Below are 22,858 nucleotides of genomic sequence, written 5' to 3'. Positions count from 1 at the left end.
CTCCCCGGCCTCCTCCCAGGAATCGACGTCCTCCGGCCGGGGCAGACCCACGGCCCTCTTGTCGGCGCTCATGCCGGCACCCGCAGCCGCACGGTGAACCCGGGCCCGTCCGGCCCCGCGTCCAGACTGCCGCCGAGCAGTTCGGCCCGCTCCCTCATCCCGAGCAGTCCGTACCCGGAGCCGGACGAGCCGAGCCCGTACCCCTCTCCCCCGCCTCCGGCCGTATGAGGTGGCCCGGAGTCACGTATCTCCAGGGAGATCTCATCGGCCTCGTAGGCGAGCCGGATCCTGGTCCGGGCGCCGGGGGCGTGCTTGCGCACGTTCGTCAGAGCCTCCTGCGCGACCCGTCGCACCGCCTGGGAGGCCTCGGCCGGCAGGTTGCGACGCTCGCCGCTGACATCGACCTCGGCGCGGTCCTCCCGGGCCAGCTCCCGCAGGTACTCCTCGACGGGCACCATGTCACCGCGCAGTGCCGACAGCGCGTGCCGGGTCTCCGCGAGCCCCTCTCTGGCCATGGAACGAGCCGAGGTGACGAGCTTGAGGACCTCGCTCCGGTCCGCTCCCGCCTCGATCTTGAGCCGCGCGACCTCCAGGTGCACCATCTGCGCAGAGAGGCTGTGGGCGAGCACGTCGTGTATCTCGCGGGCGATCCTGGCTCTCTCGGCCAGCGCGGCCGACGCGGCCTCGGCCTCCCGGGCGAGCCGCTCTTGGGCGAGCAGCTGGAAGCCGGCCCCGCGGGCGTGGGCGTCCAGCCGCAGCGAGTAGCCAGCGAGCAGCACGGCCCCGGTCGTGAGGCCGGCTCCCAGGATCCCGGTCTCGTCCGCCTCCACGAAGCCGGGGACGAGCGCGGCCACGGTGGCCAGGCCCAGGGGCAGCGGCAGACGTTCCATCGCCATGATGCAGACGACTATCCACAGGACGGTCGCAGGCGTCGACGCCCCGGCCCCGTAGGCCCCGAGACCGCCCAGGGCTATCACCCCGAGCAGCCCCAGCGAGGCCGCAGGCCGATGGTCGAGGGTCGTGTGGTGGTAACCGAGCGCCGCCGCCACACAGAGCCCGTAACCGAGCGGCGGCAGCGGCGCGAGCCAGCCGTCGAACCCTCCCGAGGTGTAGCAGCCGGCGAGCACCCAGACACTGAGGGCCGTGATCGTGCTGTAGTCCAGGACGATCCGGCCCCGGGGCACTCCCAGCCGGGTGAGTGCCTCCCGCGAGGGCCAGGACTTCCAGGACCCTTCCTGGGTCGTGCCGGTCCTCGTGTCCGCCCGCTCGCGCTTCTCGTTCATGCCCGTCCCCCTCCGTCACATCGATGCTACGGAGAGTCGAAGGCCGTGTGATCGGCCCGTGGGTGGAGCGTGTGGCTCCACCCACGGGTGGAGCGCCTCAGGCGTCGATGCGCGAGCGGTCGAGGGTCGCCGCGGAGCCGGTGATGAACTCCTTGCGAGGCGCCACGTCGTTGCCCATGAGGAGGTCGAAGACCTGCTCCGCCGCGTCCAGGTCGCCGATGTTGATCCGGCGCAGGGTGCGGTGACGCGGGTCCATCGTGGTCTCCGCGAGCTGGTCGGCGTCCATCTCGCCCAGACCCTTGTAGCGCTGGATGGAGTCCTTGTAGCGGACGCCCTTGCGCTGGTACTCCAGCAGGGTCTGGCGCAGCTCGTTGTCCGAGTACGTGTAGACGTACTTGTCCTGGCCCTTCTTGGGCTGGACGAGCTCGATCCGGTGCAGCGGGGGCACGGCGGCGAAGACCCGTCCCGCCTCCACCATCGGCCGCATGTAGCGCTGGAAGAGCGTGAGCAGCAGGCAGCGGATGTGGGCGCCGTCGACGTCGGCGTCGACCAGGAGGACGATCTTCCCGTAGCGGGCCGCGTCGATGTCGAAGGTGCGGCCCGAGCCCGCTCCTATGACCTGGATGATCGCCCCGCACTCGGCGTTCTTCAGCATGTCCGAGACGGACGACTTCTGAACGTTGAGAATCTTGCCGCGGATCGGCAGCAGGGCCTGGAACTCACTGTTGCGGGCGAGCTTGGCCGTACCGAGGGCCGAGTCCCCCTCGACGATGAAGAGCTCGCTGCGCTCCACGTCGTCGCTGCGGCAGTCGGCCAGCTTCGCCGGCAGCGAGGAGGACTCCAGCGCGGTCTTCCTGCGCTGCGCCTCCTTGTGCTGGCGGGCGGCGATGCGCGTCCGGGCGGCGGCGACGGCCTTGTCCAGGACGGCACGGGCCTGCGCCTTGGCGTCCCGCTTGGTCGAGGTGAGGAAGGCCTTGAGTTCCTTGGCGACCACGTTCGCCACGATCCGGCGGGCCGCGGACGTACCGAGGACCTCCTTGGTCTGCCCCTCGAACTGCGGCTCGGCGAGGCGGACCGTCACGACGGCCGTGAGCCCCTCCAGGGCGTCGTCCTTGACGATGTCGTCCTCGGCGACGCGCAGCATCTTCGAGGAGCGCAGCACCTCGTTCACCGTCTTGGTGACGGCCTGCTCGAAGCCCGAGACGTGGGTGCCGCCCTTGGGCGTGGCGATGATGTTGACGAAGGACTTGACCGTGCTGTCGTAGCCGGTGCCCCAGCGCAGGGCGACGTCGACGGCGAGTTCACGGGTGACCTCGGTCGGGGTCATGTGGCCACGGTCGTCGAGGACCGGGACGGTCTCCTTGAAGGTGCCCTGGCCGGTGAGGCGCTGGATGTCGCAGACGGCCTTGTCCTGCGCGAGGTACTCGCAGAACTCGCTGATGCCCCCGTCGAAGCGGAAGGTCTCCTCGCTCTTGCCGATGCCCGCCAGGTCCCGCTCGTCGCGGACGACGATGGTGAGGCCGGGCACGAGGAAGGCGGTCTGCCGGGCGCGCTGGTGCAGCGTCTCCAGGGAGAGCTTGGCGTCCTTGAGGAAGATCTGCCGGTCCGCCCAGTAGCGCACGCGCGTGCCGGTGCGGTTCTTGGGGACCCGCTTGCCCTTGCGCAGGCCGTTGCCCGGGTCGAAGGGGCTGTCGGGGCCCTGCTCCGTGAAGATGCCCGGCACGCCCCGGCGGAAGCTGATCGTGTGGGTGGCGCTGTTCCGGTCGACCTCGACGTCGAGGCGGGCCGACAGGGCGTTGACCACGGAGGCGCCGACGCCGTGCAGACCGCCGGAGGCGGCGTACGATCCGCCGCCGAACTTTCCGCCGGCGTGCAGCTTGGTCATGACGACCTCGACTCCGGAGAGTCCGGTCTTCGGCTCCACGTCGACCGGGATGCCCCGGCCGTTGTCCCGGACCTCGACGGAGCCGTCGTCGTGGAGGACGACCTCGATGTGGTCGCAGTAGCCCCCGAGGGCCTCGTCGACGGAGTTGTCGATGATCTCCCAGATGCAGTGCATCAGGCCGCGGCTGTCGGTGGACCCGATGTACATACCGGGGCGCTTGCGGACCGCTTCGAGCCCTTCGAGTACGAGCAGGTGCCGCGCGGTGTAGTTGGAAGCGTCACGGTCTGCGGTCAGCAGCGCACTGGACGGCACGGACGTTTCGGCGGTCACGCGGTTCGCTCCTCGCTGAATTTGAAATCTGGCCCAGTGGGGTAAGGCCCGGCGTCGGTCACCCGTCAGAGGGTACCGATGCCTGGTAGAGCCGTTGTTACGCCACCCTCCCCGATTCCTCATGCTAGTCCAGCGTCGCATGGATGTTCGATCCCTCGATGGGGTGACGCGAACATCACGTTCCCTTCCGCGCATGAACCATTTAGGCTCCGGGCACGTCCTCATGAACAACCGGCAACCACGCCGGGAGGACCGACCGACACAAGCAACGCGAAATCCGTAGAGCGACGCAATACGGCTCATTCGCCGCCAACCGGCAGCAGACAGCCACCTGCGAAGAAGTTTGAAGGAAAAGCCGCGAGCGGGAACGTTTTCGGCCTGGTTGGATGTTGACCCTGGTACGACAGCTCGTCGAGCTAGAGAAGAGGCGACGTGACTACTGTTCTGACCCCCGCGAGCCCCCTGACGGCCGCTGACCGTTGCGACCGCTGCGGCGCCCAGGCTTACCTGCGTGTCGTCCTGACCAGCGGAGGTGACTTGCTCTTCTGCGCCCACCACGGACGTAAGTTCGAGCCGGAACTCAAGAAGATCGCCGTTGAGATACAGGACGAGACGGACCGCCTGACGGACGTGCCGGCCCGCACGCAGGGCGACGACCACTGACGCCTCGCGTCCACGACGAGCCCAGATCCGGCCAATGACCGGACAACGGGCGGCCACCCCCGCATTCCGAGGGGGGTGGCCGCCCGTTCTCGTACCGCCACTGTCCGCCGTGGCTCAGAAGCTCTCCGGCAGCACCGCCGAGATCCGGGTGTAGACCCCCGGATTCTCCGCCTGCCCGCAGCCGCTGCCCCAGGACACCAGGCCGACGAGAAGCCCCTTCGCCACGAGCGGGCCTCCGCTGTCGCCCTGGCACGCGTCCTTGCCGCCGCCCGGGTCGCCCGCGCACAGCATCGTCTCGCGGCGGTAGGGGACGCCGAAGCCCCCCGGGTACGCCCGCTCGCACGCGCTGTCCGGCAGCACCTGGACCGGCGCCGTCCGCAGCGTGGAGGCATAGGTCCCGCTGCCGGTCGTGTCGCCCCAGCCGTAGACGTCCGCCTCCGTGCCGGGCGTGTACGCCGCGTCTCCCGTGCGGGCGACGCCGATCACGTACGACTGCGGCAGCGCGCTCACGAGCGTCAGTACCGCGAGGTCGCCCGAGTTCGTCGTCGGGTCGTAGTCGGGGTTGATCCAGGTGTCCGAGATCCGCACCTCCTGCCCTCCCTGCCCGCGCAGAGCGGCGCGGCCCGCGATGACCACGAAGTCGCGCACCTCCCACGGTTCGCCGCCGAGGACCTCGCGCCCCAGGCAGTGGGCCGCCGTGAGCACCTTGGTCGGCGCCACGAGCACGCCCCCGCAGAACTGCCCCGCGCGCGTACCCCCGAACCGGTCACGGCTGGACAGCGCCACGACCCAGGGCGCGTCCGTGATCTGGGCCTGCCGGCCGCCCACCACGACGCTGTCGGCGGCCGCGGGTGCGGCGGTGGCCAGCTGTCCCGCCGCCGCCGCGATCAGGCCCAGAGCACCGGTCAATGCTCGGGTGAGGGAACCACGCATGGAGCCTCCTGACTCTCCGGTGATGTCGCTTCACCCAGAGTCCAGCACACGACCGCGCGGTGCACCCCGCGCACAGCCGGAGGGCCCGGCTCCCCCTCGGGGAACCGGGCCCTTCCGCGTACCGCTCCTGCCTCGCGTCCGTCACTCTCACGGACCGGCGAGGTACGGATCAGTCGAGGTAGTCGCGCAGCACCTGCGAGCGCGACGGGTGGCGCAGCTTCGACATGGTCTTCGACTCGATCTGACGGATCCGCTCGCGGGTCACGCCGTAGACCTTGCCGATCTCGTCCAGCGTCTTCGGCTGGCCGTCGGTGAGGCCGAAGCGCATCGAGACGACGCCGGCCTCACGCTCGGAGAGCGTGTCGAGCACGGAGTGCAGCTGCTCCTGGAGGAGCGTGAAGCTCACCGCGTCGGCCGGAACGACCGCCTCGGAGTCCTCGATCAGGTCGCCGAACTCGCTGTCGCCGTCCTCACCCAGCGGGGTGTGGAGGGAGATCGGCTCACGGCCGTACTTCTGGACCTCGATGACCTTCTCAGGGGTCATGTCGAGCTCCTTGGCCAGCTCCTCCGGGGTGGGCTCACGGCCCAGGTCCTGGAGCATCTGACGCTGCACACGCGCGAGCTTGTTGATGACCTCGACCATGTGCACCGGGATACGGATGGTGCGGGCCTGGTCGGCCATGGCGCGGGTGATCGCCTGACGGATCCACCAGGTGGCGTACGTGGAGAACTTGTAGCCCTTGGTGTAGTCGAACTTCTCGACCGCGCGGATCAGACCCAGGTTGCCCTCCTGGATCAGGTCCAGGAAGAGCATGCCGCGGCCGGTGTAGCGCTTGGCCAGCGAGACCACCAGACGGAGGTTGGCCTCCAGGAGGTGGTTCTTGGCCCGGCGGCCGTCCTCGGCGATGATCTCCAGCTCGCGCTTGAGCTTCGGCGCGAGCTTGTCCGAGTTCGCGAGCTTGTCCTCGGCGAACAGGCCGGCCTCGATGCGCTTGGCGAGCTCGACCTCCTGCTCGGCGTTGAGGAGCGGGACCTTGCCGATCTGCTTCAGGTAGTCCTTGACCGGGTCGGCGGTGGCACCGGCGACGGCGACCTGCTGCGCCGGAGCGTCGTCCTCGTCCTCGTCGGACAGGACGAAGCCCTTGCTCTCGCCCTCGGTCTCTTCTTCCTCGCCCTTGCCGGGCGCGACGTCCTCGAGCAGCTCTTCGCCCTCGACGGCTTCGTCGGCGTCCTTCTTGGACGTGGTCTTCTTGGCCGCCGTCTTCTTGGCGACGGTCTTCTTGGCCACCGTCTTCTTGGCGACGGTCTTCTTCGCGGCCGCCTTCTTGGCGGCGGATCCGGCCTCGTCGGCCGGGTCGTCGCCCTCGGCCGCGGAGGCCGTGGCGGCCGTGACGGTCGTCTTCGTCACGGTCGTCCTGGCGGTGACGGTCTTGGTGGCGGTGCGCTTGGCCGGGCTCTTCGCGGCGACGCTCTTGCGGGCGCGCTTCGGCGACTCCGCTGCACTGACCATCAGCGTCACACCCTCTTCCTCGAGGATCTGATTGAGGCTGCGCAGAACATTCTTCCACTGGGTTGGCGGAATCTGGTCAGCCTCGAAGGCCCGACGCACGTCATCGCCGGCGATCTGCCCATCAGCCTTTCCCCGCTCGATGAGCGCCATCACAGACTCGGACTCGGCGATCTCCGGCGGGAGCGTACGGGATGTGCTGGCCGACACGAACAACCTCTCGGAACGATGGAAACGGCTTCCGGCCCCGCCCTGGATCGGGCTGGAGCCGACGACCGTCGACGGGGAATGTGCCGACGGCGCGGGCTGGACCGGGGAACTGCACAGCGCCTCCATCGGCTGCTGTATTCCTTCCTCGGCTGTCACCTCTTAGGTCATCGCACGGCTCGGAGGAGTGTTACGCCCAATCTTCGTGGCCCGAGTCACACCTCATGTGCGACAAATCAACGCAGAGGGATATATCAGCGTACATTCACACCGCCGGAATCCTGGCGCCGACCGGGGAGGCCCTTCCGGGCTCCCCGGGCGCCGCTCGGACCCGGCGGCGCGCGATGTCCGCGCCTGCGCGCTCCCGGCCACGGCCCGCGGGTCAGTGTTCGCGGGGGGCGGGGACGACCCGCTCCACCTCGGGGTGGACCGTGAGCAGCGCCCGCATGGCCGTCTCCGCGCCGAGGGCGTCGCCCGTGGCCAGCGCGTCCACGATCCGCGCGTGGTGCGCGAGGCAGGCCTCGCTCGGGCGGTCGCAGCCTGTGGCGGGGCCACCGGACACCTGGAGCGCCGCGCCGACGATGCCGGAGAGGTGCTCCAGCATGCGGTTGGCGGCGAGCTGGATGAGGAGCGAGTGGAACTCGGTGTCGGCGCGGGAGAACGTGATGCCGTCCCCCTGGGCGAACGCGTGGCCCATGATCTCGACCATGTCGGCGAGTCGCTGCTGCACGTCCTCGCGACCGTGCCCGGCGGCGAGCCGGGCGGCCAGGGGCTCGATCGTCCAGCGCAGCTCGTTCAGCTCACGGCGCTGGTCGTCGCGCTGCGGGCCGAAGGCGCGCCACTCGATGATGTCGGGGTCGAGGAGGTTCCAGTCGCTGACGGGCCTGACGCGGGTGCCGACGTTCGGGCGGGCGCTGACGAGCCCCTTGGCCTCGAGTACGCGCAGCGACTCGCGGACGACGGTGCGCGAGACCTCGAACCGCTGGCCGATCTCCTCGGGGACGAGCGGGCGGTCGGCCCCGAGATCGCCGGAGACGATCATCTGCCCGAGCTGCTGGACGAGCTGGCCGTGCAGCCCGCGCCCCCGGTTGCCGGAGCTCCGGCGGCCGACGCGGCCCAGGTCGGTGTCCACCCCCTCCCAGGAGGGCGGGCCCACACGGCCGGCGGCGGGCGCCTCCGCGTAGGGGTAGCGGTCGAGATCGCCCGGGGCGCCGAGGCCGGAGTCGACGGAGCGGGCGGCGGTCATCATGGTGTGCGCAAGGGTACTCACGCATCCTTTGTCGGCGCTGCTTCCGTGACCCTTGAGGTCTTTGGTGAAAAGCACACGAAAGGGTGATCGGCACCACCTACACAATTGACGATTAATCGGACATAACAGGCAGTTTTCAAGGGAGTTGACTGTGAACCGGAACCTTTCTGTCCGAAAGTGATCACCAACGCGCCTTACGGCGAAGGCCGGTGAACACATAGGCGCAGAGCAACCCGGTCAACGTCAGCGAGAGAGCCACCCCCGCGGGCTGCCCGAGCACCCTCAGTCCTCCCGCCAGCCAGCGTTCCACCGCCGGGGACCACTGCGGACCGGCGAACTCCCGGAGGCGCGAGGGGAGTCCGGCGGCCGATCGCACCGAGGGTCCGGTCAGCACCTTCTGGAGCAGCGGGACAAGGGCGACCGGTACCGCGAGGACCGCCGCCACACCGGCCGCCGCCGCCCGGAACACCCCGGCGCCGAGGACTCCGGCCCAGGCGCAGCCGACGATCAGCCCCAGCCAACTCGCGCTGAGGGTCGGCCAGTTCCTCGGCACGGAGATCAACTCTCCGCCGTAGACGAATTGCAGAACCTCAAGGTCCACCACGGCGACGGCCGCCCCGAGCACCAGGCCGACGGCCGCCGCCACTGCCAGTTTCGCCAGCAGTAGGCCCGGCCTGCGCGGCACGGCTCCCCGGCCCGTGATGAGCGCGGGATAGCGGTACTCCTCACCGAAGGAGAACGCGCCGAGCAGCCCGGCCCCGAGTGCCGCGGGCGGCAGCGGCGAGAGCGCGGGCCAGCCGGCCAGGACCGCGGGCAGCGCGGCGCTCCCGCCCCTTCCGAGGAGCAGGGCGAGGGTCACGGAGCCGAGCAGGACGGCCGCCACGACGAGCGGGGTGGACGGGACCCCCAGGAGGCGGTGGATCTCGTACCGCAACGGCCGCAGGGGCGAGCGGGCGGGCCTCCTGGCCCCGCCCTGCTCCCTGGCGGAGGGGTCGCCCGACACGGGAGTGCCGGGCGCGGGGGCACCAGGCACGGTGGCACCGGGCCCGAGGCCCATGGGTCCGGCCCGACGCCCGGAGCCGGGCTCCGCAGGCCCTTCCTCCGCCGGGGGGCGCCGAACGGGCGAGGTGTCGGCGGTGTCGCCGATCTCGGCGGCGAGCCGGTGGATCGGTACGCCATGGCGGAACGCCGTGTCGCCGACGGCCGCGCAGTCGCTCCCGTAGACGGACAGCCGGTTGCCGTCCTCGGCGACGACCTCGACCGGTCGGCGGGCGGCCCTGGCCTCCTGGGTCACGACCGCGGCGAGCCGTGCGGCCTGCGGGGTGCGGACGGCGACGCGGGGGCGCAGCCGGGTCCGGGCGAACTCGGTGACGTCCTGGTCGCCGACGAGCCGCCCACCGTCGAGCGTGACGACCCGGTCGGCGTTGCGGACCGCGTCCTTGGGGTCCCTCGTGGTGTACAGCACGGTTCCCCCGTCGTCCGCGTGCGCCCGGAGCAGCTCGTACAGCCAGGCGCTCTCGGGTACGGAGAGGCCGGCGCCCGGCTCGTCGAGCAGCAGGGTGTGGGGGTCTCCCAACAGGGCGGACGCGAGGCCGAGTCGGCGGTCTGCCCCGATCGGCAGGGTGCCGATCCGCCGGCGCTCCAGGCCGTCGAGACCGACGGCCCGGGTGAGTTCCCCGGCCCGCGATGCGGGAACCCCCGTGGCGGCGCAGAGCATCCGCAGCTGCCCCCGGAGTGTGCGGGAGGGGTGTCCGGGGATGTCTCCGAGAAGGACGCCGACCTCGCGCGGGGGGTGGGCGATGCGATGCAGCGGCCTGCCCCGGAAGTAGGTGATCCCGCGGCCCGGCTCGAGTTCGAGCATGAGCCGGAGCGCGGTGGTCTTGCCGGAGCCCGCGGCACCGAGGAGAGCGGTCACGGCACCCGGCCGGGCCTCGAAGGTCAGATCGTCCACGGCGGGCGGGCGATCGCGGCGGGGAGTGCTGGTCAGTCCGATTGCCTGGAGCATCGCTTCTCTCGCGGTAGGTGACACCGCTCCGCGGCAGGGCGGCGCTACCGCAGCAAGATAACGCTACATTTCGGACTTTCGATGCAGGGTTGGCACGCAGGAGTGCCGGAAACCCCGGTGTGTCAGACCTCGGGGCGCAACATGGGCGGGTTGAGGAGGGTGGCCCCACCTGCCCTGAAGAGCTGGGCCGGGCGCCCGCCCTGACGGGTCGTGGTGCCACCGGCCGGAACGAGGAAGCCGGGCGTGCCGGTCACCTTGCGGTGGAAGTTGCGCGGATCCAGGGCCACGCCCCACACGGCCTCGTAGACGCGCCGCAACTCTCCGACCGTGAACTCCGGCGGACAGAAGGCCGTGGCCAGGGAGGAGTACTCGATCTTGGAGCGGGCGCGCTCCACCCCGTCGGCGAGGATCCGGGCGTGGTCGAAGGCAAGCGCCGCCGGGCCGCCCTCCTTCCCGTCACCACTCTCCTCACCGTCGCCACCCGAGCCCTCGGCGAGGCCTGCGCCATGGGCCGCTCCGGCCTCCGCGGTCCCGGCGAGCACGTCCTCGCCGAGCAGCTCCTCGACGGGTGCCCAGCGGGCACTCTTCGCGTCGCCGCCGGCCCGCGGTGCGGGAAGGTCCGGGGCGAGCGCCAGATGAGCGACGCTGACCACCCGCATGCGGGGGTCGCGGTCGGGCGCCCCGTACGTCGCCAGCTGCTCCAGGTGTGCGCCGTTACTCGGCACGGGCGGCGGGGCGGCCGGGTCGTGGGCGCAGAGGCCCGTCTCCTCGACCAACTCACGCGCGGCGGCACCGCTCAGGTCCTCGTCCTCGCGTACGAACCCGCCGGGCAGCGCCCAACGCCCCCGGTACGGCTCCTCTCCCCGTCGTACGACCAGGGTGCAGAGCGCATGGCGGCGCACGGTGAGCACGACCAGGTCGACGGTCACGGCGAAGGGAGGAAAGGCCGACGGGTCGTAGGGAGGCATGCCGCGATCATAGTCGTCTTCCTGACGATAAGCACGCCCCTCGGGAGCATCCGCGCCGACTTCCACGCCCTGTCGCGAAGCTTCCGTCGTGTCTGTGCCCGGCATCCCGTCACACCCCCAGTTGAAGGCCCTCTGCGGCCTCCTCGACCATACCGAGACCGAGTCTGCCGACCCGCACGGCGAACGGTTCACCAGCGACCACGATCCCCGAGAACCGGATCGCTCCCAGCGGTGCCGACCTCAGGGGATGCGTCGACACGGACCGGCCCGGCGCGTCCGGCCGGATTCCGGCGAGAGCGAGCAGCGCGTGGACCGCACCGGCGGCCGCGACGGCCGCCGGTCGGCACGCGGCGGGGTGCGGCACCGGCCGCCCGCCCGCCGTGCGCTGCTCCCCCGCGTACATCTCGGGCAGCCGGTACGTGAAGGCCTCCGCCGCGTCGAGCAGCCCACGGAGCAGAGAGGCGGCCTCCTTCTCGTGGCCGAGGGCGGCGAGCCCTGCCACGGCGACCGCCGTCTCGTGCACCCGCACCGCACCCGCACGGTGACCGAAGGGGTTGTGTCCCGGCTCCTTGGCGCCCAGGCTGCGCAGCCCCCAGCCGGAGTCCAGCGCAGGGGTGCCGAGCAGCCTCGCCACCTGTTCGGTCTCCGTCCTGTCCAGCAGGCCGTGGGCGAGGCGGCCTCCCCCCAGCAGCCCGGTGTCGAGCAGATGCGCCGCCCAGCCACCCAGCTGGGGCCAGGTCCGGCCGTCCGGTCCACGGGCGACGGCGGGTCGGCCGCCGGCCCGGTCGTCGAGCCAGAACTCCCGCCGGAAGCGCTCGCGCAGCTTCCCCGCCGCCTCGCGCAGTGCGTCTCCCCCGGGCCTGCCGCAGGCGTCGAGCAGGTCCGCTCCGAGCAGTGCCGCGCGATGCGCGTGTGCCTGTGTCTCGGCGCGCCACGGCCCGGCGGGCCCCGGGTCCGGGACGAATCCGCTCGCGCCGGCCGTCCTGCGCAGCCAGTCCAGGCAGCGCTCCGCCACGGGCAGCAGCTCTTCCAGGTCCGCCGCCGGCAGCCCCCAGCGGCGGGCCTCGGCGAGCACGACCGGGTAGGCGAGGGTGGCCTCGATGCCGGTGCAGCGGGGCGGCAGGTGCGGGCCGGCGTCCCTGAAGGGTCCCGGGATGCGGCCGGACTCGGTTCCGTCGCCGGAGAGTTGGGTGCGCCCGAGGGCGCGCAGGGTGGTGACGGCGAGCCGGGTGCCCAGGGGAAGGGCCATCCGGGCCGCCCAAAGCGCCTCGGCGGTGACGGGTCCGCAGCGCCATGGGACGCCTGCGGCGAGGTGGACGTCCGCCGGGTGCGCCGGGTCTCGCTGGAGCAGGGCCCGCAGGTCCTCGACGGAGGCGCGCAGCAGCTCCCCAGGACGCGGGTCGTCGCCCTCGGCGAGGGCTTCGGCGAGGACGTGGCCTCCGGGCCGGCCACCGCCGGGGGAACCGGTGGGGCGGCCTGACGAGCCGTCGCGTACCCGCAACCGGACCGAGAACGTGCCCCCGGGCGCCAGCTCGGCCTCCCAGCGGAGGACGGCCGCCGCCGCCAGGGCGTCCATCGGCGGCGGGTCCGCCGTGACGGTGACGGATCGTCCGCCGTCGCCGGTCCAGCGCAGGCCGGTGCCGTGGACGCTCGCGGTGAGCTCGGGCCCGGGCCGGCCGGACGCCACCGCGCCCAGGTCCGCGAGATCCGACCCCAGAGCGATTTCCACGGGGAGCCGGAGGGGGCGGGCGACGGCGCTGCGCAGGGTGATCCGCTCGCTGCCGTCGGCGCTCCGTGTGCGCTCGACGCTGAGTCCGGGATCGGGCCCCATGTCCCCGGGGACGCGGAGGACCCCGAGGAACCACGCCCGGTCCGCGGCCGCCATACGGCCCTGGAGAGCGACCGGCTCGCGCCCCGCCACACGGAGGACGCAGCGGGAGAGGAGCCGTCGCCCCGCCGCGTACACGCCCTCGGGTCCCTCGCCGGTGAGCTGGCCGTGCTCGGCGCAGACCGCGAGGGCGGGCAGGGCCACGCAGAGAAGCGCGTCGTGCACCGAGGGAAGCTCCGCCGGCCGGGCCGCACGCGGTGGCGCGGCGCCGGTACCGACGCCGGACCCGGTGGGGCGCCCGGCGGGGCGTCCGGGCACGTGGCCGATCGGGGGTCCGGTGGGGCGGCCGGAGGCCGGGACAGGACTGAGGGCCATGGCGGGTACGGGGTGCTCTCTGTGCGGACCGGGCGGCCGGCGAAGTGTCGGCGGGACGGTTCGGACGACTCCGCCAGAGAGCTGAACGCGCCGACGGGCGGCCGGGTCACGGTCGTCATCGGCCGCTCCTGGTGCCGCGCTGCCCGCCGCGCCTCGGACTTCCGCTCCCCGGCTTGCCCGCGGCGGGCCCGCCCGGGCGGACACCGGCCGAGGTACGGCGCTCCGCTCCACCGGTCCGGCGTACCGGCTTCCTCAGGGTCTGCCGGCTGCTCTGCGGGCGCGCGACACGCGTCCGGACCCGCGGGGACGCGCCCGAAGCAGCCTGGTCCGAGGCGATCCGGCTGTCCCGCTCGGCCCGCAGACAGGAGCGGAGCGACTCGGGGTCGAGCCCTTCGTTGCACGCCTGGTGCAGCAGCCGGGCGAAGACGTACTCGGGGTCGATGTCGAGGGCGAGCCCGAGGGCGACCCGGGCGGTCGGCTCGTCGCCGGTGGACCAGGCCGTCCAGCCCGCGAGGGTGAGCGGTGCGGCGGCGTGCTCCTGATAGGGGGCGACGCAGCGCCGGGCGAGTACGCGCCAGAGGCGCAGGGCGGCGGCACCCTCCCAGCCCTCCATCCATTCGGCGGCGCGGTCCCGGGTGACCCGGTCCTGGAGACCGAGGATCAGCGCGGCCGCTTCGCCGGTCTCGACCAGGGCGTCGTCGGCCGCGTCGCTCTCGGCGGTGCTCACGACGCCCCCGCCGGCAGCCCTCGGGGGGGTCGAGCCGCCGGTCCGGCCGGCCGGCCCGGCTCCCCCCGCCGGATTGACGAACCGGCGGAGGACCGCCCGTGCGAGGCTCAGCGTCGTCTCGCGCACCTCCGCCCGCCCCTCACCCTCGGGGTCCTCGATGATCCGGGGGACGATCTCGGCGGCGCTCGCGTCGAGCGCCGTGCGCTGCTCCTCCTCCTGGGGGCCGCCAGGGGGCTGGAATCGCCGCTCCATGTCCCGCAGGGACCCCCGCACCTGGACTCCGGCGTACGCCGCGGTCGCCGCCATCACCGTCGTACCGCTGAGGGCGAGCGGGGTGCCGTCCGGCGGGCAGCAGCGGGTGTCGGGGCAGCAGTAGGAGAAGTAGAGACCGTCGGAGATGCAGAGGGCTTCGTAGACCGGGATGTCGAGGGCGCCGCACGCCGTACGCAGCCGCTGGGCGAACGGGCGCAGCCGCTCCATGACCCGGCGGCCCGTCTCGCCCGCCGCGGGGTCCTGGCAGAGGAAGACGACGATGCCGTCGGGTCGGGTGCCGCTCCTTTCGCCTCCCTCGACGAGGCATTCGGCGAGGTGATCGGCGGTGGACGCCCATTCGCGGGGCGAGCGGGGAATGCCCAGCCTGACGCGCCCTCCGAAGCGGCCGTGCTCGCCGTGGAGGGCGACCAGGACGACGGAGTCGGTGGGGTGGAAGCCCAGCACGAACGGCAGGGCGTCGGCCAGTTCCGCCGGGCCGCGCAGGGTGATCCGGGTACGGGACAGGTCGCTGGATTCGTGGTGATTCGCGTTCATGGTCAGGACGGTCTCGTGATCTCCCGAAATCCGAAACCCCTGTGGATAACTCCCGGAACGGGGCTTCCGTCGACCTGTCGAGTTGTCCACAGGTTCGCCGCTCATTCGCGCGATGTCCGAGGCATCGGGTTGCATGGAGTCATGACCCACGCAGACCCCCTGGAAGACCGCGCCGCGCTCCGGACCGCCGCCGATGCCGTGCTCGCCCGTCTCGTCTCGGACCCGACCGGCACGGCGAGACTGCGCGAGGACCAGTGGCGGGCCATCGAGGCCCTGGTCGCCGACCGGCGCCGGGCCCTGGTGGTGCAGCGGACGGGCTGGGGCAAGTCGGCCGTGTACTTCGTGGCGACCTCGCTGCTCCGTGAGCGCGGCAGCGGCCCGACCGTCATCGTCTCCCCGCTGCTCGCGCTGATGCGCAACCAGGTGGAGGCGGCCGCTCGGGCGGGCATCCGCGCCCGGACGATCAACTCGTCGAACACGGAGGAGTGGGACACGGTCCAGGAGGAGGTGGCCGCCGGTGAGGTGGACGTGCTCCTGGTGAGCCCCGAGCGGCTCAACAATCCGGACTTTCGTGACCAGGTGCTCCCCCGGCTCGCTGCCGCCACCGGGCTGCTCGTGGTCGACGAGGCGCACTGCATCTCGGACTGGGGGCACGACTTCCGGCCCGACTACCGCCGGCTGCGGACGATGCTGGCGGATCTGCCGTCGGGGGTTCCGGTGCTCGCCACCACGGCCACGGCGAACGCCCGGGTGACGGCGGACGTGGCCGAGCAGCTCGGTACGGGCGCCGGCACGGACGCCCTGGTCCTGCGCGGCGCGCTGGACCGGGAGAGCCTGAGCCTGGGCGTGGTCCGGCTGCCGGACGCGGCCCACCGGCTGGCCTGGCTGGCCGACCACCTCGACGAGCTGCCCGGTTCCGGGATCATCTACACGCTGACGGTCGCCGCGGCGGACGAGGTCACGGCCTATCTGCGCCAGTGCGGGCACACGGTCTCCTCGTACACGGGCCGCACGGAGAACGCCGACCGGCAGCAGGCGGAGGACGATCTCCAGGCCAACCGGGTCAAGGCCCTCGTGGCGACCTCCGCCCTCGGCATGGGCTTCGACAAGCCCGACCTGGGTTTCGTGGTGCACCTCGGGTCGCCGTCCTCCCCGATCGCGTACTACCAGCAGGTCGGCCGAGCCGGGCGAGGTGTGGAGCACGCCGAGGTGCTGCTGCTGCCCGGCCAGGAGGACGAGGCGATCTGGCGCTACTTCGCCTCGGTCGCCTTCCCGCCGGAGGAGCAGGTGCGCCGCACGATCGACGTGCTCGCCCAGGCGGGCAGGCCCTTGTCCCTGCCCGCGCTGGAGCCGCTGGTGGAGCTGCGCAGGACCCGTCTGGAGACGATGCTCAAGGTCCTCGACGTGGACGGCGCGGTGCGACGTGTGAAGGGCGGGTGGGAGAGCACGGGCCGTCCCTGGGTGTACGACACCGAGCGGTACGCCTGGGTGGCGCGGCAGCGGTGTGCCGAGCAGCAGGCGATGCGCGACTACGCCGCCTCGTCGGGGTGCCGGATGGAGTTCCTGCGCCGCCAGTTGGACGACGAGGAGGCCGCGCCGTGCGGTCGTTGCGACAACTGCGCGGGGAGCCGGTTCGATCCGAAGGTCTCCGACGCGGCACTCGACGCGGCAAAGGGCGAGCTGGGCCGCCCTGGGGTGGAGGTCGAGCCCCGGAAGATGTGGCCGACCGGGCTCGCGGCCGTCGGGGTCGATCTGAAGGGTCGTATCCCGGCGGGCGAGCAGGCTTTCGGCGGCCGCGCCCTGGGGCGGCTCTCGGACATCGGCTGGGGCAACCGGCTGCGTCCGCTGCTCGCCGACAGCGCCGCCGACGGCACGGTTCCGGACGATGTCGTGCAGGCGGTGGTGCATGTGCTGGCCGACTGGGCGAAGGGGCCCGGCGGTTGGGCCTCCGGGGCGCCCGACGCGCCTGCCCGGCCGGCCGGTGTGGTCACGGTCGCCTCCCACCGGAGGCCGCGACTGGTGGGTTCACTCGGACAGCGGATCGCCGAGATCGGCAGAATGCCCCTGCTCGGAGCGGTGGAGTACGCGCCCGAGGCGGAGGACGTCCGGCTGTCCCGGACCAACAGCGCCCAGCGGGTGGTGGGTTTGCAGCGCACCCTGACGGTCTCCGCCGAACTGGGCGAGCGGCTGGCCGCCGCGGGTGGGCCGGTGCTCCTCGTCGACGATCTGTCCGACAGCGGTTGGACCTTGGCGGTGGCGGCCCGGCTGCTACGACGTGCCGGAGCGGAAGGGGTGTATCCGCTGGTACTTGCCGTCCAGGGGTGAAACGGGAGGGCGAACAGGGAGTGAACAATGGGCAACTGGGCAGGGATATGAAAGGCATACCGCCGCAATCCCGTCAGCGGCCTCAATTGCTCATTGCCGCTCGCCCACGGGCCAGCAAGAATTGGGAAACCGCCTCGCACGCCCCGGCAGCGGTCCGGACGGGCTGTGCTGTGGTGCGCCCTCACCCGACCTTGCCCGCCCAGCGGGCGCGTATCCGAAGGGAGGACCGTGACCCTCGGATTCGCTCCGCCCACAGCCGCCTCGCTCAGATCGCCGTCCGAGTCCACCAACCGCCTCGCTCGGATACTCGAACCGGCCGAGTGGGCCGCTGCGGGGATCCCCCTGTTGCGCAGTCCGCGTGAGGTCGTCGGCGGACTGCACTCGCGCCACACGCCCACGCCCTCGATGGCGGTCCTCGCGATCCTGGACCACGAGGAACGGATAGCCGCCAGCGCCTCGTTCGTCCGTCGTCCCACCCCGGCGGACGGCTGGGAGTTCCGCAACGCGCTGCTGGCACATCTGCGGCGGGTCATTCCGCACGACCTCCGCAGGCGCACCCCCGTGCGGACCGCGGTGCTCATGTACTGCCGTGAGGGCGACGAGCGCTGGACCGAGGAGGACGGAGCCTGGATGTGGGGGCTCCGGGACGCCTGCACCCTGCACGGACTGCGCTGCGGCGCGTACATCACGCTGACCCGAGCGGGCTGGCAGGTGCTCGGTGAAGGCCGGGGCGGCCGTCGTCCGAGCTCCGACTCGCTTCCTCTGCCGCTCGGCGAGGGGTCGGCCGAGCTCGGCCGGCTGACGCCGAGAACCGCGAGCGGCGCGACCGAGCCTCTGCGCCGGGCCGCCGCGCGCTGATCGCGGACGACGTCGGCCCCGCCGGACCTTCGCGGTCCGGCGGAGGGCAGTCGGTCAGACTCCGGCGCCCGCTCCGAGGAGCGCCGTGACGCGCTGCGGATCACCGCAGACGACGAGGAGGGCGCCGGCACGGGCCATGGCCGACGGCAGGGCCTCGGCGGCCGTCGCCTCGTCACCGCCGTTGACGGCCACGATCACCACGGGGCGAGCGGTCGCCCGCTCCACGGCGGCGGCGTGCGCGAAGAACACGTCGTCACCGGTGTCCTGCTGGGCCCAGTAGGCGGCCTCGCCGAAGGACAGCTCGTGCGTGGCCCACGGGTGAGGGTCGCCGGTGGTGAGCACCAGGACCTCGCCCGGCGCGCGGCCGCTCTCCAGGAGCAGGTCCAGGGCCTCTTCGGCGGCGTCGAGTGCGCCGTCGACGGGGGCCGGGATCAGCTGAAGCTGGGGCGTGGACCGCTGATCGGAACGATTCTCCGGGGCAGTCGCCGAAGACGGCCCGGGAACGGGGTGCGGGCGCGGCGCCGCGGGCCTGGCAGGGCCGGGAACGGGGCGTCCGGGACGCGGTGAGGCCGCGGTACGCGGGCCGGGTACGGGACGGGGGGTCGACGCGGGGCGGCCGGCGGCCGCGGTGGCGCGGGGACCCTGGGCGCTCTCGTGAATCTGAGGCTCCTCGGGGATGAGAGGCATGAGTGGATGTCTATCAAACGCCGCTGCGCGAGGCACCGGCGGGTGGGCACACAGGTGCGCCCCGGCCGCGTGGGAGGCCCTTGAGCAGGGTCCCGCAACCGGAAGTTCAGAAGTCGAAGCCGAGTTGGCCCCCGCTCTCCAGCGCGACCGCCTCGGCGGAGAGGCGGACCTTCTTGAGGTGGCGCCACCTGGGCATCGCGTCCAGGTACGACCAGGAGAGACGGTGGTACGGGGTGGGCCCCAGCTCTTCGAGCGCCGCCTTGTGGACGGGCGAAGGGTAGCCCGCGTTGGCACCGAAGGCGTACGCGGCACAGTCCTCGCCGTCGATGCCCAGCTCCGCCATGGCGGCATCCCGCCGGACCTTGGCGATCACGGAGGCGGCCGCCACGGCGATGCAGGACTGGTCGCCCTTGATCACCGTACGGACCTGCCAGGGACTGCCGAGGTAGTCGTGCTTGCCGTCGAGGATCACCACGTCGGGGCGCACGGGGAGACCTTCCAGGGCCCGGACGGCCGCGAGCCGCAGCGCGGCGGTCATGCCGAGCTCGTCTATCTCCTGCGGAGAGGCGTCGCCCAGCGCGTACGCCGTGACCCATCGCTCCAGCTCCGCGGCGAGCGCGGTACGGCGCTTGGGGGTGAGAAGTTTGGAGTCGGTGAGACCTTCGGGCGCCCGGCGCAGTCCGGTGACGGCGGCGCACACGGTCACGGGTCCGGCCCACGCCCCGCGTCCGACCTCGTCGACTCCGGCAACGATCTTGGCGCCGGTGGTGGCTCGGAGCGATCGCTCGACGGTGTGGGTGGGTGGTTCGTACGGCATGGCGCCTGACAGGTTACGCCGCTTGGTGCCGGGTGCGATACCCGGTTTCCCGTCGGGCGCCCGACGGGCCGTCGCGGGGCACCTCCCGACCCGTGCGCATCACCCCTCGGAGGCCGCCCGGCCCGGGTCAGGCGCGCAGGAGCGGCACCATGATCCGGTCGATCAGATCAGCGATCTCACGGTCCGGCCATTCGCTTGCGCACACCTTCGAGCGATACATCATCATCGCGGGTACGACGTCGACCACCAGGTCGTTGTTCGCGTCGGCCCGCACTTCGCCCCTTGCGATTCCGCGGCGCAGCACATCCCGGAAGAGTCGGGCCGAAGGCTCGACCACTCCGGTGACGATCAGGCTGTGGAACCTCTCGGCGGCCTCAGCGTCGCATTCGTGAAGAACGGCACGCAGGGCGAAACCTGGCTTGGAGTACATGACGTCCCGGACGCGGCGGCACAGCTCGTACAGCTCCTCGCGCACACTTCCCAGATCCGGGGCCTCGTCGAGGGCCGGAAGTCCGGCCTGGAGCGCGTCGGCGACGAGGTCTTCCTTCGAAGGCCATCGCCGGTACACCGCCGCTTTGCCGGTCTGCGCGCCTACCGCGACACCTTCCATCGTCAGACCGTTCCAGCCGACGCTGCTCAGCTGCTCGAGCGCGGCCTCCAGGATGGCCCGTTCGAGGACGGGGCCGCGGCGCCGGAGTACCACCCCTGCCGGCCGGGCGGCGGCCGTGGAGCGTGAAGTAACCATCAGGATCTCTCCGTTGAGGCGGTGTCATGTTGTCGGCAGTGCGCAGTGAACGGTTGCGTTCACTGCGGGGGACTCACTACCGTGATGAACAGTGAACGGGTGCGTTCACTAATTCTTCCGTGGGGGATCCATAGTGACAACTTCTCCGGTCGACACACAGACCAAGGACGGACCAGCTCGCGCCGGAGGACGGCCGGGTATCGCCTTGACGGTCATCGCCGCCTGCCAGCTGATGGTCGTCCTCGACGCCACCATCGTGAACATCGCCCTGCCGCACATCCAGGACGCGCTCTCCTTCTCGACCACCGATCTGTCGTGGGTGCTCAGCGCCTACACGCTCACCTTCGGTGGTCTGCTGCTCCTCGGCGGACGGGCCGGGGACATCCTGGGGCGCCGCAGGGTGTTCATGGCCGGCATCCTGCTCTTCACCTTCGCCTCGCTGCTCGGCGGCTTCGCCCAGGAACCCTGGCAGCTGCTCGCCGCCCGGGCCCTGCAGGGTGTCGGCGGCGCCATCGCCTCGCCCACCTCGCTCGCACTGATCACCACGACGTTCCCCGAAGGGCCGGAACGCAACCGGGCGTTCGGCGTGTTCGCCGCCGTCTCAGCCGGTGGCGGGGCCATCGGCCTGCTCGCCGGCGGCGTCCTCACGGAGTGGCTGGACTGGCGCTGGGTCCTCTTCGTGAACGTGCCGATCGGCCTGCTGATCGCCTTCCTGGCCCCGCGCTACATCGCGGAGTCCGAGCGCCACCCCGGCCGGTTCGACATCGCGGGTGCCGCGACTTCGACCCTCGGCATGGCGGCGCTGGTCTACGGGTTCATCCGCGCGTCCGAGAAGGGCTGGGAGGACGCGCTGACCATCGGTTCCTTCGTCTCGGCGGTCATCCTTCTCGTCGCCTTCGCGGTCGTGGAGTCCCGTGCGAAGGAACCGATCACCCCGCTCCGGATGTTCGCGGACCGCAACCGGTCGGGCACGTACGTCATCATGCTCAGCCTGGCGGCCGCCATGTTCGGCATGTTCTTCTTCATCGTGCTCTGGGTCCAGGACGTCCTGGGCTACTCCCCGATCCAGTCGGGACTCGCCTTCCTTCCCGTGACCTTCGCGATCGGCGCCGGCGCGGGACTGGCCCAGCGGCTGCTGCCGGTGCTCGGCCCCAAGCCGTTCATGGTGAGCGGTGCGGCGATCACGGGTGCGGGCCTGTTCTGGCTGACGTTCATCAGCTCGGACAGCAGCTACGCGAGCGGAGTCCTCGGCCCGATGATCCTTTTCGGCTTCGGCATGGGCCTCAACTTCGTGACGCTGACGCTCACGGCCGTCTCCGGGGTGGCCCAGCACGAGGCGGGAGCCGCGTCGGGCCTGCTCAACGCCACCCAGCAGGTCGGTGGTTCGCTGGGCCTTTCCATCCTGGTCACGATCTTCGGCACGGCGAGCCGCGAGGAGGGCGAGAAGCAGATGCCCGCCTTCCTCGCGAACTCGACGCCCGAGCAGCAGGCCGAGGCGATGAAGACGAAGGAGCTGCCCCCGCCCTGGGGCCACGAGGTGCTGACCTCGGGCATCTCCTCGGCCTTCACGGCCGCAGTCGCGATGGTGCTGATCGCGCTGGTGACGGCCGTCCTGGTGATCCGGGTCCGCAAGAGCGACCTGGAAGCGCTCAGCGGCCGGGCGGAGGCCGCCGGGCCGGTGGCCTGAGAAGGCGCCGGTGGCCCCTGAACCCCTTCCGGGGTTCAGGGGCCGCCGTGTCGTTTCAGGCCGTCTCGACAGGAACCCAGTCGGGCAGGTCCTCGGTCTGCCGCAGCCACTCCGCCGGCGGCGTACCGGTCGCCGCCGCGGCCACCACGCCTCCGGCGATGGCGCAGGTCGTGTCGACGTCACCTCCGACCTGGGCGGTCGTCCAGAACACCCGCTCGAAGTCACCGAGGCCGCGGGCCGCCGACCAGAGGGCGAACGGAACGGTGTCGTGTGCGCTCGTCCGCCGGCCGCTGCCGAGGACCGCGGCGACCGTGCCCGCGTCGCCGTAGTCGAGCATGTCGCGCGCCCGGCGCAGCCCCGCCCCGACCGCACTGCGCGGCACCAGGGCGATGACTCCGTCGAGCAGCGCCTCCGGAGTGGGCGGGCCGGCCGGGTCGGCGGCCAGGGCTGCCGCGGCGGCGACGGCCATGGCACCCACCACGGCCTCACGGTGCTGGTGGGTCGGGTAGGCGGAGATCTCGGCCTGGTGCGTCGCCTGCTCCGGGTCGTCCGCGTACCAGGCCCCGAGCGGCGCGATCCGCATCGCGGCACCGTTTCCCCAGGAGCCCTGCCCCTGGAAGAGCGCGGCGGCCAGCTCCCGCCAGTCGCCGCCCTCCCGGATGAGCCGGAGCATGCGGTTGACCGCGGGGCCGTAGCCCCGGTCGAAGTCGTGGTGCTGGGCGAAGGACATCGCCAGGGCGTCCTGGTCGATGCGTTCGTGGCGGGCGAGGACGGCCAGGACGGAGCAGGCCATCTCGGTGTCGTCGGTCCACTGCCAGGGGCCGTCGGGCAGCTCGCGCCGCTTCAGCAGGGGATAGTTGGCGGGTACGAAGAACTGGGAGCCCAGGGCGTCTCCCACGGACAGCCCGCGCAGGCTGGCCAGGGCGCGGTCGAAGCGCCGGTCGAATGAGGAGTCAGCGGTCATCGGTCCGC

At 72.0% G+C, this 22,858-nt stretch carries 17 protein-coding genes; 4 read left to right on the top strand and 13 right to left on the bottom strand.

The window, feature by feature from the left end:
* Positions 1 to 68 precede the first annotated feature (68 nt).
* Both ACIP84_RS31380 and ACIP84_RS31375 read right to left on the bottom strand, forming a co-directional pair.
* The gene (locus ACIP84_RS31380) at positions 69 to 1,283 is read right to left on the bottom strand and encodes a sensor histidine kinase (protein ID WP_401802427.1); all 1,215 of its coding nucleotides are present in this window, start codon (positions 1,281 to 1,283) and stop codon (positions 69 to 71) included.
* A 97-nt stretch (positions 1,284 to 1,380) separates the two neighbouring features.
* Complete coding sequence (locus tag ACIP84_RS31375; protein ID WP_355959537.1) at positions 1,381 to 3,498, bottom strand: DNA topoisomerase IV subunit B; 2,118 nt, start codon at positions 3,496 to 3,498, stop codon at positions 1,381 to 1,383.
* Between the two features lie 432 nt (positions 3,499 to 3,930).
* Here ACIP84_RS31375 and ACIP84_RS31370 point away from each other — a divergent pair, with 432 nt between their 5' ends.
* Positions 3,931 to 4,161, top strand: a complete 231-nt coding sequence (locus ACIP84_RS31370; protein WP_015036683.1) for a hypothetical protein — start codon at positions 3,931 to 3,933, stop codon at positions 4,159 to 4,161.
* A gap of 114 nt (positions 4,162 to 4,275) precedes the next feature.
* On the opposite strand, the gene ACIP84_RS31365 is transcribed toward ACIP84_RS31370, so the two are convergent.
* From ACIP84_RS31365 to ACIP84_RS31335, 7 genes are all read right to left on the bottom strand, one after another.
* Positions 4,276 to 5,094, bottom strand: coding sequence for a serine protease (locus tag ACIP84_RS31365; protein WP_355959541.1), 819 nt, complete (start codon positions 5,092 to 5,094; stop codon positions 4,276 to 4,278).
* A 169-nt stretch (positions 5,095 to 5,263) separates the two neighbouring features.
* Positions 5,264 to 6,811, bottom strand: a complete 1,548-nt coding sequence (locus tag ACIP84_RS31360; protein ID WP_073907476.1) for an RNA polymerase sigma factor — start codon at positions 6,809 to 6,811, stop codon at positions 5,264 to 5,266.
* Positions 6,812 to 7,190: 379 nt separating this feature from the next.
* Positions 7,191 to 8,078, bottom strand: a complete 888-nt coding sequence (locus ACIP84_RS31355) for a FadR/GntR family transcriptional regulator (protein ID WP_401802423.1) — start codon at positions 8,076 to 8,078, stop codon at positions 7,191 to 7,193.
* Between the two features lie 160 nt (positions 8,079 to 8,238).
* Complete coding sequence (locus ACIP84_RS31350; RefSeq protein ID WP_401802421.1) at positions 8,239 to 10,062, bottom strand: ATP-binding cassette domain-containing protein; 1,824 nt, start codon at positions 10,060 to 10,062, stop codon at positions 8,239 to 8,241.
* A gap of 122 nt (positions 10,063 to 10,184) precedes the next feature.
* Positions 10,185 to 11,030, bottom strand: coding sequence for an NUDIX domain-containing protein (locus ACIP84_RS31345; protein WP_401802419.1), 846 nt, complete (start codon positions 11,028 to 11,030; stop codon positions 10,185 to 10,187).
* Positions 11,031 to 11,139: 109 nt separating this feature from the next.
* The gene (locus ACIP84_RS31340) at positions 11,140 to 13,233 is read right to left on the bottom strand and encodes a glycogen debranching N-terminal domain-containing protein (RefSeq protein WP_401802416.1); all 2,094 of its coding nucleotides are present in this window, start codon (positions 13,231 to 13,233) and stop codon (positions 11,140 to 11,142) included.
* 115 nt (positions 13,234 to 13,348) lie between these two features.
* A complete protein-coding gene (locus ACIP84_RS31335) occupies positions 13,349 to 14,767 on the bottom strand; it encodes a DUF4192 family protein (RefSeq protein WP_401802414.1) in 1,419 nt (472 codons plus the stop codon).
* A 141-nt stretch (positions 14,768 to 14,908) separates the two neighbouring features.
* Here ACIP84_RS31335 and ACIP84_RS31330 point away from each other — a divergent pair, with 141 nt between their 5' ends.
* Together ACIP84_RS31330 and ACIP84_RS31325 are read left to right on the top strand one after the other, a co-directional pair.
* Positions 14,909 to 17,092 (top strand): RecQ family ATP-dependent DNA helicase, encoded by a 2,184-nt coding sequence (locus tag ACIP84_RS31330; RefSeq protein WP_401802412.1) that lies wholly within the window; start codon positions 14,909 to 14,911, stop codon positions 17,090 to 17,092.
* 228 nt (positions 17,093 to 17,320) lie between these two features.
* The gene (locus ACIP84_RS31325) at positions 17,321 to 17,950 is read left to right on the top strand and encodes a hypothetical protein (RefSeq protein ID WP_355959557.1); all 630 of its coding nucleotides are present in this window, start codon (positions 17,321 to 17,323) and stop codon (positions 17,948 to 17,950) included.
* A 54-nt stretch (positions 17,951 to 18,004) separates the two neighbouring features.
* On the opposite strand, the gene ACIP84_RS31320 is transcribed toward ACIP84_RS31325, so the two are convergent.
* The 3 genes from ACIP84_RS31320 to ACIP84_RS31310 all read right to left on the bottom strand — a co-directional run bounded on the left by ACIP84_RS31320 (position 18,005) and on the right by ACIP84_RS31310 (position 20,199).
* Complete coding sequence (locus ACIP84_RS31320) at positions 18,005 to 18,637, bottom strand: hypothetical protein (protein ID WP_401802409.1); 633 nt, start codon at positions 18,635 to 18,637, stop codon at positions 18,005 to 18,007.
* 106 nt (positions 18,638 to 18,743) lie between these two features.
* On the bottom strand, positions 18,744 to 19,454 hold the full coding sequence (locus ACIP84_RS31315; protein ID WP_355959561.1) for a ribonuclease HII: 711 nt from the start codon (positions 19,452 to 19,454) through the stop codon (positions 18,744 to 18,746).
* Positions 19,455 to 19,581: 127 nt separating this feature from the next.
* Positions 19,582 to 20,199 carry a TetR/AcrR family transcriptional regulator gene (locus tag ACIP84_RS31310; protein ID WP_355959564.1) on the bottom strand — a complete coding sequence of 206 codons (618 nt, stop codon included), beginning with the start codon at positions 20,197 to 20,199 and terminating at the stop codon, positions 19,582 to 19,584.
* A 133-nt stretch (positions 20,200 to 20,332) separates the two neighbouring features.
* Between ACIP84_RS31310 and ACIP84_RS31305 the strand changes: the two genes are divergently transcribed.
* Positions 20,333 to 21,886 carry an MFS transporter gene (locus tag ACIP84_RS31305; RefSeq protein WP_401802406.1) on the top strand — a complete coding sequence of 518 codons (1,554 nt, stop codon included), beginning with the start codon at positions 20,333 to 20,335 and terminating at the stop codon, positions 21,884 to 21,886.
* A gap of 55 nt (positions 21,887 to 21,941) precedes the next feature.
* On the opposite strand, the gene ACIP84_RS31300 is transcribed toward ACIP84_RS31305, so the two are convergent.
* Complete coding sequence (locus ACIP84_RS31300; RefSeq protein WP_355959569.1) at positions 21,942 to 22,850, bottom strand: ADP-ribosylglycohydrolase family protein; 909 nt, start codon at positions 22,848 to 22,850, stop codon at positions 21,942 to 21,944.
* Between the last annotated feature and the right edge of the window lie 8 nt (positions 22,851 to 22,858).

Source organism: Streptomyces sp. NPDC088707, from assembly GCF_044752725.1.
Taxonomy (GTDB): domain Bacteria; phylum Actinomycetota; class Actinomycetes; order Streptomycetales; family Streptomycetaceae; genus Streptomyces.
Note: the sequence above shows the minus strand (reverse complement) of the source record. Positions and strands in the feature narration are given on the sequence as shown.